The 17143-nt window shown below is 40.2% G+C and carries 10 protein-coding genes, 21 tRNA genes and 1 rRNA gene; 1 reads left to right on the top strand and 31 read right to left on the bottom strand.

Annotation, left to right across the window (positions count from 1 at the left end):
* Nucleotides 1–48: 48 nt before the first annotated feature.
* The 4 genes from menB to J2S10_RS00145 are packed head-to-tail and all read right to left on the bottom strand — an operon-like array spanning nt 49 to nt 4846.
* Nucleotides 49–867, bottom strand: coding sequence for a 1,4-dihydroxy-2-naphthoyl-CoA synthase (menB, locus tag J2S10_RS00160; protein ID WP_307403444.1), 819 nt, complete (start codon nt 865–867; stop codon nt 49–51).
* 22 nt (nt 868–889) lie between these two features.
* Entirely contained in the window at nt 890–1696 is an 807-nt protein-coding gene (gene menH / locus J2S10_RS00155) for a 2-succinyl-6-hydroxy-2,4-cyclohexadiene-1-carboxylate synthase (RefSeq protein WP_307403442.1), read from the bottom strand.
* Nucleotides 1693–3444: a 2-succinyl-5-enolpyruvyl-6-hydroxy-3-cyclohexene-1-carboxylic-acid synthase gene (menD, locus tag J2S10_RS00150; protein WP_307403440.1), complete on the bottom strand. Its 1752-nt coding sequence runs from the start codon at nt 3442–3444 to the stop codon at nt 1693–1695. Before menD ends, menH begins: the two co-directional genes overlap by 4 nt.
* Before the next feature lies 1 nt (nt 3445).
* Entirely contained in the window at nt 3446–4846 is a 1401-nt protein-coding gene (locus J2S10_RS00145) for an isochorismate synthase (protein WP_307403438.1), read from the bottom strand.
* A 354-nt stretch (nt 4847–5200) separates the two neighbouring features.
* Here J2S10_RS00145 and J2S10_RS00140 point away from each other — a divergent pair, with 354 nt between their 5' ends.
* Complete coding sequence (locus J2S10_RS00140; RefSeq protein ID WP_307403436.1) at nt 5201–6130, top strand: 1,4-dihydroxy-2-naphthoate polyprenyltransferase; 930 nt, start codon at nt 5201–5203, stop codon at nt 6128–6130.
* 34 nt (nt 6131–6164) lie between these two features.
* On the opposite strand, the gene J2S10_RS00135 is transcribed toward J2S10_RS00140, so the two are convergent.
* The 27 genes from J2S10_RS00135 to rrf form a co-directional block, all read right to left on the bottom strand.
* Nucleotides 6165–8558 (bottom strand): glycogen/starch/alpha-glucan phosphorylase, encoded by a 2394-nt coding sequence (locus J2S10_RS00135; RefSeq protein WP_307403434.1) that lies wholly within the window; start codon nt 8556–8558, stop codon nt 6165–6167.
* Complete coding sequence (glgA, locus tag J2S10_RS00130) at nt 8548–9999, bottom strand: glycogen synthase GlgA (RefSeq protein WP_307403431.1); 1452 nt, start codon at nt 9997–9999, stop codon at nt 8548–8550. Before glgA ends, J2S10_RS00135 begins: the two co-directional genes overlap by 11 nt.
* Complete coding sequence (locus J2S10_RS00125; protein WP_307403429.1) at nt 9996–11027, bottom strand: GlgC family sugar phosphate nucleotidyltransferase; 1032 nt, start codon at nt 11025–11027, stop codon at nt 9996–9998. The genes glgA and J2S10_RS00125 overlap by 4 nt, the downstream gene beginning before the upstream one ends.
* Before the next feature lie 146 nt (nt 11028–11173).
* Nucleotides 11174–12319, bottom strand: coding sequence for a glucose-1-phosphate adenylyltransferase (locus J2S10_RS00120; RefSeq protein WP_307403427.1), 1146 nt, complete (start codon nt 12317–12319; stop codon nt 11174–11176).
* Complete coding sequence (gene glgB / locus J2S10_RS00115) at nt 12261–14207, bottom strand: 1,4-alpha-glucan branching protein GlgB (protein WP_307403425.1); 1947 nt, start codon at nt 14205–14207, stop codon at nt 12261–12263. Before glgB ends, J2S10_RS00120 begins: the two co-directional genes overlap by 59 nt.
* Nucleotides 14208–14604: 397 nt before the next feature.
* Nucleotides 14605–14676: transfer RNA gene (locus tag J2S10_RS00110), tRNA-Glu, on the bottom strand.
* Nucleotides 14677–14680: 4 nt separating this feature from the next.
* Nucleotides 14681–14771, bottom strand: a tRNA-Ser gene (locus J2S10_RS00105).
* Nucleotides 14772–14774: 3 nt separating this feature from the next.
* Nucleotides 14775–14849 (bottom strand) — tRNA-Asn (locus J2S10_RS00100).
* Nucleotides 14850–14865: 16 nt separating this feature from the next.
* Nucleotides 14866–14942 (bottom strand) — tRNA-Ile (locus tag J2S10_RS00095).
* A gap of 5 nt (nt 14943–14947) precedes the next feature.
* Nucleotides 14948–15021 (bottom strand) — tRNA-Gly (locus tag J2S10_RS00090).
* Between the two features lie 16 nt (nt 15022–15037).
* Nucleotides 15038–15113 (bottom strand) — tRNA-His (locus tag J2S10_RS00085).
* Nucleotides 15114–15143: 30 nt separating this feature from the next.
* Nucleotides 15144–15219 (bottom strand) — tRNA-Phe (locus J2S10_RS00080).
* A gap of 6 nt (nt 15220–15225) precedes the next feature.
* Nucleotides 15226–15302: transfer RNA gene (locus J2S10_RS00075), tRNA-Asp, on the bottom strand.
* A gap of 3 nt (nt 15303–15305) precedes the next feature.
* Nucleotides 15306–15379, bottom strand: a tRNA-Met gene (locus J2S10_RS00070).
* 166 nt (nt 15380–15545) lie between these two features.
* Nucleotides 15546–15638: transfer RNA gene (locus J2S10_RS00065), tRNA-Ser, on the bottom strand.
* Nucleotides 15639–15655: 17 nt separating this feature from the next.
* A tRNA-Ile gene (locus tag J2S10_RS00060) sits at nt 15656–15732 on the bottom strand.
* Nucleotides 15733–15882: 150 nt separating this feature from the next.
* Nucleotides 15883–15959: transfer RNA gene (locus J2S10_RS00055), tRNA-Met, on the bottom strand.
* Nucleotides 15960–15977: 18 nt separating this feature from the next.
* A tRNA-Ala gene (locus J2S10_RS00050) sits at nt 15978–16053 on the bottom strand.
* A gap of 19 nt (nt 16054–16072) precedes the next feature.
* A tRNA-Pro gene (locus J2S10_RS00045) sits at nt 16073–16149 on the bottom strand.
* Between the two features lie 9 nt (nt 16150–16158).
* A tRNA-Arg gene (locus J2S10_RS00040) sits at nt 16159–16235 on the bottom strand.
* Between the two features lie 36 nt (nt 16236–16271).
* A tRNA-Leu gene (locus J2S10_RS00035) sits at nt 16272–16360 on the bottom strand.
* A gap of 5 nt (nt 16361–16365) precedes the next feature.
* Nucleotides 16366–16440, bottom strand: a tRNA-Gly gene (locus tag J2S10_RS00030).
* Nucleotides 16441–16478: 38 nt separating this feature from the next.
* Nucleotides 16479–16560 (bottom strand) — tRNA-Leu (locus J2S10_RS00025).
* A 13-nt stretch (nt 16561–16573) separates the two neighbouring features.
* Nucleotides 16574–16649: transfer RNA gene (locus J2S10_RS00020), tRNA-Lys, on the bottom strand.
* Between the two features lie 6 nt (nt 16650–16655).
* A tRNA-Thr gene (locus J2S10_RS00015) sits at nt 16656–16731 on the bottom strand.
* Nucleotides 16732–16739: 8 nt separating this feature from the next.
* Nucleotides 16740–16815: transfer RNA gene (locus J2S10_RS00010), tRNA-Val, on the bottom strand.
* A 9-nt stretch (nt 16816–16824) separates the two neighbouring features.
* Nucleotides 16825–16941, bottom strand: a 5S ribosomal RNA gene (rrf, locus tag J2S10_RS00005).
* Nucleotides 16942–17143: the final 202 nt, after the last annotated feature.

The following is a 17143-nucleotide window of genomic DNA, read 5'->3' as shown; positions in this document are numbered from 1 at the left end:
TTAAAAACAGCTTGATGGAATCCACCAAGCTGCTGTAAAAAACTCTTATCAAGGAAAACGCGGAAATTGACCGAAGTCCGGCTTACGCTTTTCTTTAAATGCATCGCGGCCTTCCTTCGCTTCATCTGTTGTATAGTAAAGTAGTGTCGCGTCACCGGCAAATTGTTGAATACCTGCCAAGCCGTCTGTATCAGCATTAAATGCAGCTTTCAAGAAACGAAGAGCAGTCGGGCTTTTCTCAAGCATTTCTTCACACCATTTAATTGTTTCTTCTTCCACTTGATCTAAAGGAACAACGGTATTGACCAAGCCCATGTCAAGCGCTTCCTGAGCATTATATTGACGGCATAAATACCAGATTTCACGTGCCTTCTTATGCCCGACGATTCTGGCAAGATAGCCGGAACCATAACCGGCATCAAAGCTACCAACTTTCGGTCCTGTTTGTCCAAAAACAGCGTTATCTGCCGCTATTGTTAAATCACATACAATATGGAGTACATGGCCGCCGCCAATCGCATATCCCTTAACCATTGCAACCACCGGTTTTGGAGTCACACGAATTAAACGTTGGAGGTCGAGAACATTTAAACGAGGAATTTGGTCCTCACCAACATATCCGCCATGTCCACGTACACTTTGGTCTCCGCCGGAGCAAAATGCCTTATCTCCGGCCCCTGTTAACACAATAACGCCAATACTAGAATCATCACGTGCATAAGCAACTGCATCGATTAATTCCATAACGGTTTTTGGTGTAAATGCATTATGTACATGGGGGCGATTAATCGTGATTTTAGCAATACCGTTATAGGTTTCATAAAGTATTTCTTCATATTTTCGTGCTGCAACCCATTCTACTGTCAAAACAAGAATCCTCCTCGTATTATCAATTTGACAAAAAGTCACTTACTATTGTACCAAACTTTTCTGGTTCTTCCACATGTAATGCATGCCCGCTGTTATTAAGCGCTATCCAAGTACCATTTTGTAATTTTTCAAGCATCTTTTGGGCTATATCGCAGAATTTCGCATCTTCTTCTCCGGTTACCAGCAGAACCGCATTTGTTATTTTGCTTAAATTTTCCCACCAGGAAGGCTGCGTGCCTGTCCCCATTCCTAAAAGACTATTTGCAAGGCCCGATGGAGAATTTCGCAAACGTTGATTTCGAATCGTTTCCTTAACGGTCAGAGAGAGACGATGCATAGTAGAAAAGAGCGGGATTGCTTCCCAATAATCTACGAAAGGCTTAATACCGGCTTCCTGAATAAATTCTGCAAGTTCTTTATCTTTCATCCGCCTTGATTCTCTTTCCTGCTCCGTTAATAGACCTGGAGAAGCACTTGCTAATATTAGCTTCCGAATTCTATCAGGAAAAAGAATCGCAAAGGTCAGTGCAAGCCTTCCTCCCATTGAATATCCCAATATATCAACTTGATTCACACCTATTTTATCAAGGATGATTTTAAGATCATTTGCAACCGATTCAATTTGGTAACGATCGCCTTTATCGGGAGAATCCGTTTTCCCGTGTCCAATTATGTCAGGGAAAATGAGTGTTGAATGCTTTCCCCATGTAGGGCAAAAGGAAGTCCATGTAGATGAATCTCCAGTAAAGCCATGAAGAAGAAGAAGTGGAAACCCTTCACCTTCTTTTTCGACATGGTAGCGAATCCCGTCGATTACAACATTCATTTACGTTCACCTTTTACAAAATTTGATATTTCCCAGGAAACAGAACGCCAAAATTCGCGATGTTCTAATGTATTTCTATCCCTATTTGTTGAAATTTCACGAACGTTTAAACCGGGAGTTTCCAGAGAAACTTTCATAACCGAGCCAAATTGGTCCCAATCCTTTATGTTCATATAATTCCCATTGAACATTCTTACTGCATGTTCAAATTCAATATTTAAAGGCGTACCAAAGAGTAGTTCGAATTTTTTTGCATGTTCCGCCTGTGGAAGGAAAGAAAAAATCCCGCCGCCATTATTGTTAATAACAATGATATGAATATCAATATTGTATAGCTTTGCCGCTATAAGACCATTTAAATCATGGAAAAACGTTAAATCACCTAATACTAAATATAATGGTTTAGAGTATAAGGCGGCGCCCAGGGCAGTAGAAACAGTACCATCAATTCCATTTGCTCCCCTATTAGCCATGACTTTAATAGACTTCTCATTATTGAGGAAAAAACTATCTAAATCACGAATTGGCATACTATTTCCAACAAAAAGGGTAGCCCCTTCCGGCAGCATATCAGCCAATTGATAGAACAGGCGGCTTTCACTCAATTCTGTAGAGTCATTAATTATTTTCATGTGTTCTTTCGTAAGCGTATTAATGTTTCTCCATTTCTCCAATGAACCGGTAGGAGCTTTAGGCTTGATATACGAAATGAGAGATTTACAAAAGAATGTTTCATTGCAAAAAATCATATCAGTAGATAAGGCGGCAGGATCTCGCCAGCCGCCGCCGCTATCAATTACATACTGTTCAGCACTGTGATTTTCTTTTAAAAATATCGTTAACGCTTTTGAAACCGGCATAGCTCCAAATCGGATAACTACATCAGGTTTTAAAAATGATTTAGCATCTTCATTCCGTAGAAACGTATCGTAGGCTTCAATAATATTTTCGCTAGAGTGTTTACCACTTCTTAGCTGTGATAAGGGATCAGCTATAATAGGAAAATTTAAAACAGAAGCTAAAATGGTTACAGCATCAGCAAATCCTTCCGTCTCTAAATTTCCACAAATTATGATACCTTTTTCTTTTCTACTCAACTTAGCAGCAATATCTCTAAACTGATAACTATTTATTGTTAAATCTCCATTATGTACCTTTACATACCCATTCGGGCGTTCCTCAGTTTGAAAAAGATTTTCATCCATAATAGGTATGAGCGGTTCCCGAAATGGAAAATTCAAATGGACCGGACCTGAAGGAGATTGACTAGCAAGTGCTGCAGCACGTGCGCACACTGTCCGGGCATAGCGGATAATATCGTTATTTTTTTCCGGTAAGGCCATTTCGGCAAACCATTTTACATGATTTCCATATAGATGAATTTGATCTATCGCCTGCGGTGCTCCTACTTCCCTAAGTTCATGAGGCCGGTCTGCTGTTAACACCAGTAAAGGTACCCGGGAATAATGCGCTTCTACAATTGCCGGGTAGTAATTGGCGGCAGCCGTACCTGAAGTACAAAGAATAGCGACAGGTCTTTTGGACGCCTTCGCAATCCCCAAGGCAAAGAATGCAGCAGAGCGTTCATCAACATGGATATGCAGCGTGAGATCAGGGTGCTCCGCCATTACCATCGCCATTGGTGTTGACCTGGATCCCGGACTGACAACAACATCCGTTATCCCGGTTTGAACGAGTTCGCTGACAAAGGCAGCGATATAAGCTGTTAGTGATTCTTGATGCTCCATGTTATTTTCCCCCTAAGGCTCTCTGCATTGGTTTAAACTTCAAGCCTGTTTCCAAATATTCACTTTCAGAATTAGAATCCGCTACAACACCGCATCCGGCAAATAATGATGCTTCATTGCCTTGGATGAGACCGGAGCGAATCGAAACAGCAAATTCTCCGTTTCCACGATAATCAACCCATCCTAATGGAGCGGCATAAAAACCTCTGTCCAATTCTTCTAGTTCCCTAATCTTTTCAACTGCTTCCTTTTTAGGAAGTCCGCCAAGAGCAGGTGTTGGATGAAGTCTTTCGACTAATAACAAAATGGAAGCATCCTTTTGACATTTTCCAATAACAGGTGTATAAAGATGCTGAATATCTCTAATTTTCATTAATTGCGGCTTGTCCGGGAGTATAACCTGGTCGCAGGTTTCTTCTAATGCTTCCTTGATCATTTCCACGACAAATCCATGCTCAATTAGATTTTTTTGATCATTTAATAATTGTTCGCCTAAAATTTTGTCTTCCTCTTCGGTATTGCCTCTTGGAATCGAACCTGCAAGACAAGTGGAAAAAACGTCATTCCCCTGTTTTTTTACAAGTCTTTCTGGGGATGCACCTAAAAAGGCGTCACCATTCGATTCAAAAACGAAAATAAAACTTTCATGCTGCTGATTAAACAAATTGAAAAGTGCTGTTTCAGCTTCAAAAGGAGCGTCAAAAACTAATCTGAGCTCTCGTGCAAGGACGACTTTTTTTAATGGTCCTGACTTCAAATCCTGTACAACATCCTCTACAGTCTTTTTCCATTTTTCAGGGGAAACTTCTTTTGTTTCAAGAAGATTAACTGTTCTTAACTGATAACTTTGATCAAGAGAATTAAATAACCGTTTTCTCTCTTCCGTTACTTTAATAAATAAATCTTGATTATCATGGGGAGTACAAACGATATTCGTGGTTAGATACGTTTGACCTTTAATGATACTCAACAAATATTTTGGAATATGGAACAAAGAATCAGAGTACTTGGACCATAAATCCGTTTTCATTTTATTAGGGTCAAATGAGAATCCTCCAAACATAACAGGACCTAAACCATTTTCCGGATATGGATTAAAGATAAGACTTTCCAATAAAAATTTCTGCCATTCTTCTTCAACATGAAAAAAGCGGTCAGTAACCTGATCCGATTGAATTTGTTTTGATATTCCAAGTCCAATAAGCATAATCTCGTCAGTCGGGTCTTTCCAGAAAAAACGTTCACCCAGAAAGCGCTCTTTTCCAATATTAAAAAATGATAAAGGGTTAATCGTGTCCATTTTATGAACTTCACTAATTAAAATGGGCCGGCCAAGTTCTTTAGCACGACTAACAGCCAAAAGACCCCTTTCCTTTAATTCCGTTTCTTGAATGGTAACCAAAAAAATCCCTCCAAAACAGCCAAAATGACTGTTATCCATTCATTTTAAAGCTTATTTTAAGATACTACTCCAATTGTAAAGAAGTCAATAATTCTTGTCACTACCTATCCATTTATATTCCTATTATATATCAAAAAAAACAAATCAGGTTGTAAACGTGCTTATATAGTTATTTCAGTTTTCCTCTAATCCCATAATAATAATCCAACAGGCATTTTCTTCTAGTTAATCTAGGAAAAAGTCATTGACACTAGTAGCTCGATTCCCTAAACTAAGGTTTGGAAAACCTTATCCTTCTTATAAAGAACGCTTTGAAAATAGAAAATAAAATTTTTAAAAAGGGAGAGAAAAAATATGCAGCCAAATATACAGCGACCTGCTGTTGAATCCAACCGTGGTTTCCAGGTTTGGTGGCAAATGACCCGTCCCCACACCTTAACAGCATCATTCGTACCTGTATTGCTGGGGACAGCACTTGCCCTTAGGCATGGCAAAATTAATGTAGGGCTCTTTGTAGCAATGTTAATCGCCAGTTTATTAATACAAGCAGCAACCAATATGTTTAATGAATATTTCGATTTTAAACGGGGCCTCGATACGGAGCATTCTGTAGGAATTGGCGGTACCATTGTCCGCGATGGCATCAAACCGAAAACAGTCATCAACCTTGCGTTTGGCTTTTATGGAATTGCGTTATTAATAGGCGTTTATATTTGTGCCAATAGCAGCTGGTGGCTGGCATTAGTTGGGCTTTTTTGTATGGCAGTCGGTTATTTTTATACTGGCGGACCATTCCCGATTGCTTATACTCCATTTGGAGAAGTTTTTGCGGGCTTCTTTATGGGAATGCTAATCATTTTAATTTCCTTCTTTATTCAAACGGGAACGGTCGATAGCACGAGTATTCTGGTTTCAGTTCCAATTATGGTCCTTGTTGGTGAAATCATGCTTTCGAATAATATCCGTGACCTTGATGGCGATAAAGAAAATGGGCGCAAAACTGTTGCAATTCTTTTAGGCAAAAAAAGAGCCATTTATTTATTAGCCGGCATGTTTACATTTTCATATTTATGGGTTTTAGCCCTCATTATAACTGGAGTTGCGCCTATCTGGATTGCGATCGTAATTTTAAGTGCACCAAAAGCCATTAAAGCGACAAAAGGATTTATTGAAAATACCTTGCCGATTCAAATGGCACCGGCGATGAAAGCTACTGCGCAAACGAATACGATTTTTGGATTTTTACTAGCCGTTGGAATTTTCATTGGACACTATTTTTCTTAAAAAAAAAGCTTTTGCCAATTGGCAAAAGCTTTTTTTATCGTGGTTTAATCCCCCATATATTATCCGCATATTCTTTTATCGTCCGATCACTTGAAAAATATCCGGCATGGGCAATATTAATGAGGCTCATTTTTTGCCATTTTCGCTGATCCATAAAAGTTTCTCCGACTGTTTTATGCGTATCAGCATATGAGGCAAAATCCTTTAATACAAAATATTGGTCATTTTCCTCAAGTAATGAATCAAAGATAGGCTCAAATTCATTGTGTACCCCAGGGAAAAATTCATTTACAAGCTGATCCACCGCTTGTCGGATACGGCTATCATGATGGTAGTATTCTATGGATTGGTAACCTCCATGTTGGTAATAATGAAGAACTTCTTCAGCTGTAAGACCATAAATAAAGATATTCGATGCCCCTACCAATTCTTGAATCTCTATATTGGCACCGTCCAAAGTTCCCAACGTAAGAGCCCCGTTTATCATAAATTTCATATTTCCCGTTCCTGAGGCTTCTTTACTGGCTGTGGAAATCTGTTCACTCACATCAGATGCCGGGAATACTTTTTCTGCAAGGGAAACCCGATAATTTTCAAGGAAAATCACTTTCATTTTATCTCCGATAATTGGGTCATTGTTTACTTTTTCTGCTACTGTATTAATTAATTTGATAATTTTTTTTGCATAATAATAACCTGGTGATGCTTTTGCTCCGAAAATAAACACTCTTGGAACTACTGTAAAGCTTGAATCCTCTTTAATACGATTATAAAGGTACATTATATGTAAAACATTTAACAGCTGCCTTTTATAGGCATGCAACCGTTTCACCTGTACATCAAAAATCGCGTCCGTATTGACAATTGTTCCCGTTTTACTGTAAATGATATCGGCAAGTGTTTGTTTGTTTTCCTTTTTAATCTTAAACAATTGTTCTAAAAATGATGGATCGTCCTGGTATTTCAATAATTGGGTAAGATCATTTGGTGAAGTAGCCCAGTTAGTCCCAATTGCATCGGATATTAACGTTGATAGTTTTGGATTGGCTTTTAAAAGCCAGCGACGGTGAGCGATACCATTGGTTTTATTATTAAATTTCTCTGGAAACAGTTGATAAAATTGATTCATTTCCCGTGTTTTAAGAATTTCTGTATGTAGCTTTGCCACACCATTTACACTAAAGCTGCCAACGATTGCCAAGTGAGCCATTTTTACATATTCGTCAGCGATAATTGCAAGCTGACCTATTCTCTCCCAAGCTCCCGGAGACTGTTCCCAAAGCTGTTGGCAAAAGCGCTCATTAATTTCCTCAACGATCATATAGATCCTTGGGAGAAGCGGTTGAAAAATTCGAATTGGCCATTTTTCCAAAGCTTCTGTTAAGGTTGTATGATTGGTATAGGAGATTGTATTTGTTGTAATATGCCAGGCACGCTCCCACTCGAATCCTTCTTCATCAATTAAGATTCTCATCAATTCCGGTATGGCCAAAACCGGGTGAGTATCATTAATATGGATACAGACATGGTGATGGAAAAGATTCATGTTGGGATGTTGTTTCCGATAGGTTTTGATGATTGATTGAAGGCTCGCCGAAACTAATAAGTATTGTTGCTTTAACCGCAGGATTTTCCCCTCATCGTGTGTATCATCCGGATATAAAAATTCCGATATAGCTTCCGTTTCTCTTTTGTATTGTAGAATATCGGTATGAAACGGGAACTGGGAAGGCTCCGCATTCCAAAGCCTTAAGGTATTGACAGTTTTTGTCTCATAACCAATGACCGGCATGTCATGTGGAACGGCCGTAACCGTTTCAGCATTTAAATGATGAAACACAAGTCGCCCATTTTCCGTCCTTGCTTCCACCTTACCCCAAAATGGGATTTTAACGGCCAAATCCGCTTTACGAACCTCCCAAACATTACCTCCCCTAAGCCATTGTTCCGGTAATTCTACTTGATAGCCGTCGACGATTTTTTGTTCAAACAAGCCATGCTTATAACGGATTCCATGACCATGACCGGGGAGATTTAAAGAAGCAAGGGAATCTAAAAAACAGGCGGCCAATCTTCCTAAGCCGCCGTTTCCCAGACCTGCATCCGCTTCTAATTCCTCCAGCTCACTTAAATCAATTCCCAGTTCATGAAGACCTTGCTGTACAGTATCTTCAATCCCCAAATTGATTAAATTTTGCCTTAGGAGCTTCCCTAATAAATATTCAATGGATAAGTAATAGACTTGTTTCTCTTTACCAGCTAAGTAACTCTCGTTTGTTTTAATCCAATCATTACTTACATATTCACGTATCATGTTACCGAGTGTCTGATAATGGTCCCGCTCAGAACTCTCCGAAAAACTCTTACCATATAACATCTCAAGCCTTTTTAAAAAGGTCTCCTTGAACTCTGTTTTATTAGAAAACATGGGTTTCACTCCTAGAGATGAGTCCGGCATAGAGCTGATTATATCTAAATGCTGACTGAGCCCAGCTATTGTCCATCAGCATCGCTTGCTGGACAATTTTGCCCCAGACATCGCTCTCATGATAAAAACTAATTGCTCTTCTTATGGTGTAGAGCATATCATGGGCATTAAAATTCCTGAATGAGAAACCATTTCCGTCTTCTGTAACTTCATTCCAAGCTTGTACTGTATCATTTAACCCACCCGTCTCCCGAACAATCGGAACTGCACCATATTTCATGGCAATTAACTGTCCAAGTCCGCATGGTTCAAAAAGTGATGGCATTAAAAACAAGTCAGCCGCAGCATATAGCTTATGTGCTAGATTTTCATTGAAACCAATATTAACCTTTAATTTATCAGGATTCATATGTGCAGCATACTTCAAGTATTCTTCATATTCATAATCACCCGTTCCAAGAATGATTACTTGAATATCTTCCTGTAAAATTTCATGAAGAACACATTTAACAAGATCGAGACCCTTTTGCTTTGTAAGCCGTGAAATCATCACCATTAACGGTATTTTTGATTTTTGCGGCAATCCAAAAAGCTTTTGAACCTCTCTTTTGTTAATAGCCTTTTTCTTATACTCATTCGGTGTATAGGTCTGATAGATTAATGAATCATTAGCCGGATTATAGAAATCCTCATCAATCCCATTTAGAATCCCTACTAAATCCTCTTCTCTTGTCTTCAGTAGACCTTCCAGTTTTTCTCCAAATGCGGCTGTTTGAATTTCCTCTTTATAGGTAGGGCTGACGGTCGTAATTTCATCTGCCGCTACAAGTGCGCCTTTCATAAAATTAATAGCGCCAAAAAACTCTAAATGTTCAGGATGGAAATATTGAAAATCCATTCCCAACAAATCTCCCAATACCTCTTTTGGAAAAATCCCTTGAAATTGAAGATTGTGGATGGTAAAAACTGTACGAATGGTGCCATAGCCTTTTCGGTTAACATATTCCATTCTTAAAAGATAGGGAATCATTGCAGTATGCCAATCATGGCAATGAACGACATCCGGATAGAAATTAAGGTGTTCGATTGCTTCCAATACGGCCCTATTAAAATATGCAAATCTTTCGCCGTCATCGTAATAACCATAAAGGCGATCCCGTTTAAAATAGTATTCATTATCAATAAAATAAAAAGTGACGCCCTGGTATGTCAGTTCTTCTATACCGCAATACTGGTTTCTCCATCCGACAGAAACTGAAAATTCTTTTACCTTTTTCATTTCCTTTTTATATTCTTCAGAGACCGTACCGTATTTTGGAAGAATCACTCTAACATCTGTTCCAAGACTTTTTAGTTCCTTTGGGAGGGAACCTGCTACATCAGCGAGTCCCCCAGATTTTGCAAATGGACCACATTCAGAAACTGCAAATAATACTTTCACGAATTCATCAACGCTCCTTGCTTGGTACCTTTACGAATCACAAATGGTGAACGGGCCGAGCCGGTTAGGTGCGTTCCGGCCTCCACCTTTACATCCTTATCTAATATAACGGAATCCAGATAGCAATTATCTTCAATTTGACACTTCTGCATAATAATACAGTTCTTTATAACCGTTCCTTTACCGATTTTTACGCCGCGGGAAACGATACTATTTTCTACTGTACCGTTGATGATACAGCCATTTGCAATCATTGCATTTTGAACAGACGACCCTTTCACATACTTCGTTGGAGGTTCATCTTTCACTTTTGTATAAATCGGTTGCTCCTTTAAAAATAGCTGTTTCCATACGTTGGATTGCAATAAATTCATACTAGTAGAAAAATAGTTTTGAATTGAATCTATCATCATAGTGTATCCGGAATAATCGTAGTGGCAAATGGTATAAAGGCTATGAAGATCATTAACGACATCCTTCATACAGGAATAGCCTGTAACATCTCTTGTTTCAATCAGCTTAATTAATAAAGAGGTTTTTACTAAATACATTTCCATCGAATGACCGTCTTTATGATGAATTTCCGTGATATCACAGCCTGATTGGATATGCCACTCTAATAGCGACCTAAAATTTGTATTAAAAACGGTATAACTATTAGCAATGATAGAATATTCTTGTGTGCTGCGGTAGAAGAAATCGATATTAGCAGCAAAATGATCAAAGGATCCGATTCGATTATCATCGTTATCAACAATCGGAGACGGGAAAAAGAATAGGCCATCGCGCTTGCGATTCAAGTCCCAATTTTTACCCGAACCAAGATGGTCCATTAATGAACGATATTGCATTTTTGGAAATATGGCTACACTGCGAATTCCTGAATTCACCATATTTGATAAAACAAAATCAATCAGGCGGTAACGTCCTGCAAACGGCAGAGCTGCCAGTGATCGGTGTGTTAAAAGATCCTCTAAATCATCATGGTAAGTTGTTGCGTCAATTACTCCTAATAACTTTCTCTTCAACCCGATTCCCTCCTAATATTTATAGAAAAGCTGAAGCGCCTTGGTCTGCCCTGACGGCTGCTTGCGGGCTTGACGGTGAAGTCGGTTTTTGACTTCATTGGCAGGCGTGACGCGACCTCGAGGGGCTAGGCGCTGAAGCTGGACACTTAAAAAGCAGGGTATAACCCACTTAACATTTCTTCTGTTACTAGAATAATCTCATCATCAAATGAACGGATCACGGTTCCATCGGGAACAGTCACGTCGCTTGGAACGATGGCTTTTTCAATTAAACAATTTTTCCCAATTACTGCATCAGGCATAATCACTGCTTCTTTGATAATCGAGCCTTTTCCTACTGTTACCCCTTGGAAGAGAACAGACTTTTCAATTTCCCCTTCAATTGTACAGCCCTCATTAATTAATGACTCTTTAACTAATGCGTCCGGAGATATATATTGCGGAGGTTGATTCGGATTGACTGAATAAATTCTCCAACCGTGGTCAAATAAGTCCAAGTCACACTCTTCATTTAAGAGATCCATATTTGCTTCCCAAAGGCTTTCAACCGTACCAACGTCTTTCCAATATCCTTTAAACGGGTAAGCAAATAATTTCTTCTTCTCTTCCAACAGTAATGGAATAACATCCTTACCAAAGTCATGACTAGAATCAGGGTTTCGGTCATCCATTTCCAAATATTCTTTAAGTATATTCCAGTTAAAGATATATATGCCCATGGAAGCTAGGTTATTTTTCGGGCTGCTTGGCTTTTCCTCAAATTCTGTTATTCTCATTTCTTCGTTTGTATTCATAATTCCAAAACGGTTGGCCTCCGCCCATGGAACTTCAATTAAAGAAATTGTGACATCTGCCCGTTTTTCAATATGATAATCAAGCATGCTCTCATAGTTCATTTTGTAAATATGATCGCCGGATAGGATTAACACATATTCCGGCTGGTATTGCTTTAGATAATTAAGATTTTGATAGATTGCACTTGCTGTCCCGGTGTACCACTTTACCTCTGACGATTCAGCATAAGGCGGTAAAACCGTTACTCCTCCATCTTTACGGTCAAGATCCCAGGCACTTCCAATTCCAATGTATGAATTTAGCAGCAAGGGTTGATATTGTGTTAACACTCCTACCGTGTCAATACCTGAATTGCTGCAGTTGCTTAATGGAAAATCAATGATGCGGTATTTCCCGCCAAAGGGAACAGCCGGCTTTGCTAAATCTTTCGTAAGCGAATTAAGCCTGCTTCCTTTCCCTCCTGCCAACAGCATTGCTACGCACTTTTTCTTTGCCATTTCCTTTTCGCTCCTTCCGTTTTTTGACCGGTCTTAAAATTAAAAAACCAAATGGTGGAATTGTTATATTTACCGAATATGGCCTTCCATGAAATGGCTCATCAGCAGCAACAATTACTTTTTTGTTAATATGTCCTGTACCACCGTACTCCACATAGTCACTATTAAGAATTTCCCGATACTCGCCAAGTTTCGGTACACCCACTTTATAATCTTGGTAACTAACGCCGGTAAAATTGCTAATGACTACTAAGAATTCATCTTCATTCTTACCTTTTCGGATAAAAGAAAAAATGGATTGCTTGCTGTTATTTACGTCTATCCATTCAAACCCTTCCCATAAATGGTCTAATTCATATAGCGGTTTTGAACGTTTATATATCTTTGATAATTCTTTAACATATGTGTTTAAATTTCGGTGCATGTCATATTCCATTAAATTCCAATCGAGTTGTTCTTTATCTTTCCATTCTGCAAATTGACCTAATTCAAACCCCATGAATAATAACTTTTTGCCTGGGTGGGCAAACATATAACCCAGCAATAACCGAAGTTGAGCAAATTTTTCCCAGTAATCACCTGGCATTTTATCTAGTAATGACTTTTTTCCATGGACTACTTCATCATGTGAAAATGGCAGCATAAATTTTTCTGAATAAGCATATAAAAACGAAAAAGTTATTTTTGAATGTACATTGGAGCGGTTGAACGGCGGGGTTTCTGCATATTCCAGAACGTCATTCATCCAGCCCATATTCCATTTATAATCAAATCCTAATCCGCCATAATGAACAGGTGCAGTCACATTAGAGAAGTCAGTAGAGTCCTCACCAATCATTAGGAAATTAGGAGCATACTCGTGTACTTCTTTATTTAATTTCTTTAAAAATTCTATTCCAAATGGATTTTCTACATTCTCGGAAGAATTGGGCCAATAAATGATATTAGCAACTGCATCCATCCTAAATCCATCTATATGGTAGTAGTCCATCCAAAAAAATGCATTCGAAATGAGGAAGCTTTGTACCTCTCCTTTTCCAAGATCAAAGTTCGCTGTTCCCCATACATGATTTTCTCTATCATTTTCTGTGCGATATGAATATAAGTGTGTACCGTCAAACTGGTATAATCCATGGGCATCCTTACAAAAATGTCCCGGCACCCAGTCTAGAATTACACCTAATCCATTCTGGTGACACTGGTCCACAAAATACTTGAAATCATTTGGTGTTCCGTATCTGGAAGTGACGGAATAATAACCTGTACCTTGGTATCCCCAGGAGGCATCAAGAGGATGTTCAACAAGTGGTAATAACTCAATGTGGGTAAAACCATGCTCAATTACATATGGAATTAATTCTGAGGCCAATTCTTTATATGTAAGGAAATCACCATTAGCTTTTTTTCTCCAAGACCCTACATGAACTTCGTATATAACTGCCGGCTCAGATAAAAAATTTGTTTTTTCTCTGCGATGAATCCATTGGTAATCCTGCCACTCATAATCCTGTAAAGAATACACAATTGATGCCGTATTCGGTCTAAGTTCAGAATAAAATGCAAATGGATCTGCTTTTAGGAGGGTTTCTCCGGTTTGTGATAAAATTTCATACTTATAAAGACTACCTTCCAGGTTTTGATTAATAACAATAATCCAAACCCCTTCATCATTTACTTTTTGCAGTTCATATCCTTCACCATTCCAGCTATTGAAATCCCCTGCAAGCCTCACCTGCTTAGCATTAGGGGCCCATACGCAAAATCGTGTATATACCCTGGTGGCATCTTTTAAGATATGAGCGCCAAAAAGCTGATGACTTTGGAAAAGACTACCCTCATGAAATAAATGCAGCTGGTAATCAGTAGGAAATAATGTGTTCACTGTCATGGCTCTCCTCATTCCTCTTGAAAATATGTATTACATCGTTCAATTATAATTGGAAATTTAATATATTCCTCAAAAAGTTTTTTATCTTTTCGGACAATAAACTTCTTTAATCATCATAATGATTTATAATTCAACAGTATTCGACAAAAATTGATGAAAAAAAATTCAGATGTCGACAAAAGAAATGAAATTTTTTTAAAAATAAAGCGGTTACATTATTCCTATAAGAATGCAATGTTAATAATCTTGAGACATCATGGGGAGATAATCAAAGTCCTGAGGTATGTTCTAAGGGAACGACACAATCGCGTTTTGTTTGGGGAATAAAGATCTTTAATTCTTTACTGAAAAAAACGCACAAAAAAACTGATGACAATCTGTCACCAGTTTTTTTGTATGACCCCTACGGGATTCGAACCCGTGTTACCGCCGTGAAAGGGCGGTGTCTTAACCGCTTGACCAAGGGGCCAATATGGCAGAGAAGAAGGGATTCGAACCCTCGCACCGGTTACCCGATCTACTCCCTTAGCAGGGGAGCCCCTTGAGCCACTTGGGTACTTCTCTATATGGCTCCGCAGGTAGGACTCGAACCTACGACCGATCGGTTAACAGCCGATAGCTCTACCACTGAGCTACTGCGGAATAATTAAATAAATTATGGTGGGCCTAAATGGACTCGAACCATCGACCTCACGCTTATCAGGCGTGCGCTCTAACCAGCTGAGCTATAGGCCCATAATTGGAGCGGGTGATGGGAATCGAACCCACTACATCAGCTTGGAAGGCTGAGGTTTTACCAGTAAACTACACCCGCATACGAGTATTAAAAATGGGGCGACTGATGGGAATCGAACCCACGAATGTCGGAACCACAATCCGATGCGTTAACCACTTCGCCACAATCGCCATGATATAAGATTAATATTTTTCATTAAATGGTGGCTCAGGACGGAATCGAACCGCCGACACAAGGATTTTCAGTCCTTTGCTCTACCGACTGAGCTACTGAGCCAACAAATGGCGGTCTGGACGGGACTCGAACCCGCGACCTCCTGCGTGACAGGCAGGCATTCTAACCAACTGAACTACCAGACCGGATTGCGGGGACAGGATTTGAACCTGCGACCTTCGGGTTATGAGCCCGACGAGCTACCGGACTGCTCCACCCCGCGACGGTAAAAAATATAAATTTGTTGCATTACACTAATCGGAGTAATTGTCGCCCTGATTTCAGAAAGCTTACTCAAGAAGCAGCTCAATCGGTGCGCTGAATAATATTCGAAGAAGCTTATTCGAACGTGCTCCACCCCGCGACGATAAGATAAAAAACAAATAATATGGCGGAGGAAGAGGGATTCGAACCCCCGCGCGGTTTAACCCGCCTGTCGGTTTTCAAGACCGATCCCTTCAGCCGGACTTGGGTATTCCTCCATATTATAAAAAATTACTGGTGGACCTTGTAGGACTCGAACCTACGACCGGACGGTTATGAGCCGTCTGCTCTAACCAGCTGAGCTAAAGGTCCAAATAAGAGTTCTTTTACTTATGTTTAAAATCTGTCTGTCCCCATCTCAGAAAGCCTAATCAAGAAGCAGCTCGATGGGTACAACTCGTAGCATACTCAAGGAAGACTTGCTCGTTGCTCTAACCAGCTGAGCTAAAGGTCCTCAAAAATTGGTAGCGGCGGAGGGGATCGAACCCCCGACCTTACGGGTATGAACCGTACGCTCTAGCCAGCTGAGCTACACCGCCAAATATAAGATTAAAATATGGTGGAGCCTAGCGGGATCGAACCGCTGACCTCCTGCGTGCAAAGCAGGCGCTCTCCCAGCTGAGCTAAGGCCCCATGAAGATCTTTTTAAAAGTGGTCGGGAAGACAGGATTCGAACCTGCGACCCCTTGGTCCCAAACCAAGTGCTCTACCAAGCTGAGCTACTTCCCGTATTGATAATGGCGCGCCCGAAAGGAGTCGAACCCATAACCTTCTGATCCGTAGTCAGACGCTCTATCCAATTGAGCTACGGGCGCGTATTTTGAAAGTTATTTTGCTTTCGCAAAAAACTTTGGTGCCGAGGACCGGAATCGAACCGGTACGGTAGTCACCTACCGCAGGATTTTAAGTCCTGTGCGTCTGCCAGTTCCGCCACCCCGGCACTTCTGGAGCGGAAGACGGGATTCGAACCCGCGACCCCCACCTTGGCAAGGTGGTGTTCTACCACTGAACTACTTCCGCGTTATGATAAGTTATTTTGCAATCGCAAAAAACTTTGATGCGGGTGAAGGGAGTCGAACCCCCACGCCTTGCGGCGCCAGATCCTAAGTCTGGTGCGTCTGCCAATTCCGCCACACCCGCATATAAATTGAAATGGTGAGCCATGAAGGACTCGAACCTTCGACCCTCTGATTAAAAGTCAGATGCTCTACCAACTGAGCTAATGGCTCGAAAAATGGTGCCGGCGAAAGGACTTGAACCCTCAACCTACTGATTACAAGTCAGTTGCTCTACCAATTGAGCTACACCGGCATTAAATATGGTGGAGGATGACGGGATCGAACCGCCGACCCTCTGCTTGTAAGGCAGATGCTCTCCCAGCTGAGCTAATCCTCCATATTTACAGCCTGGCAACGTCCTACTCTCACAGGGACTCGCGTCCCAACTACCATCGGCGCTGAGAAGCTTAACTTCCGTGTTCGGTATGGGAACGGGTGTGACCTTCTCGCCATTATTGCCAGACTATTTATCAGACACTATTTAATTATAATGTCTTTTTCATATTTTTCAAGAGGAAATTTAATTTTTTTTCATTCCCTCAAAACTAGATAATTCAGAAGAAGTTTTGTAAAACGAGTTCGCTTTAAAACTGGTTAAGTCCTCGAACGATTAGTATCAGTCAGCTCCACACGTCACCGCGCTTCCACCTCTGACCTATCAACCT

This window comes from Neobacillus ginsengisoli, assembly GCF_030813055.1.
The sequence above is the reverse complement of the archived record's forward strand: the minus strand, read 5'-3'. Positions and strand labels throughout refer to the sequence as shown.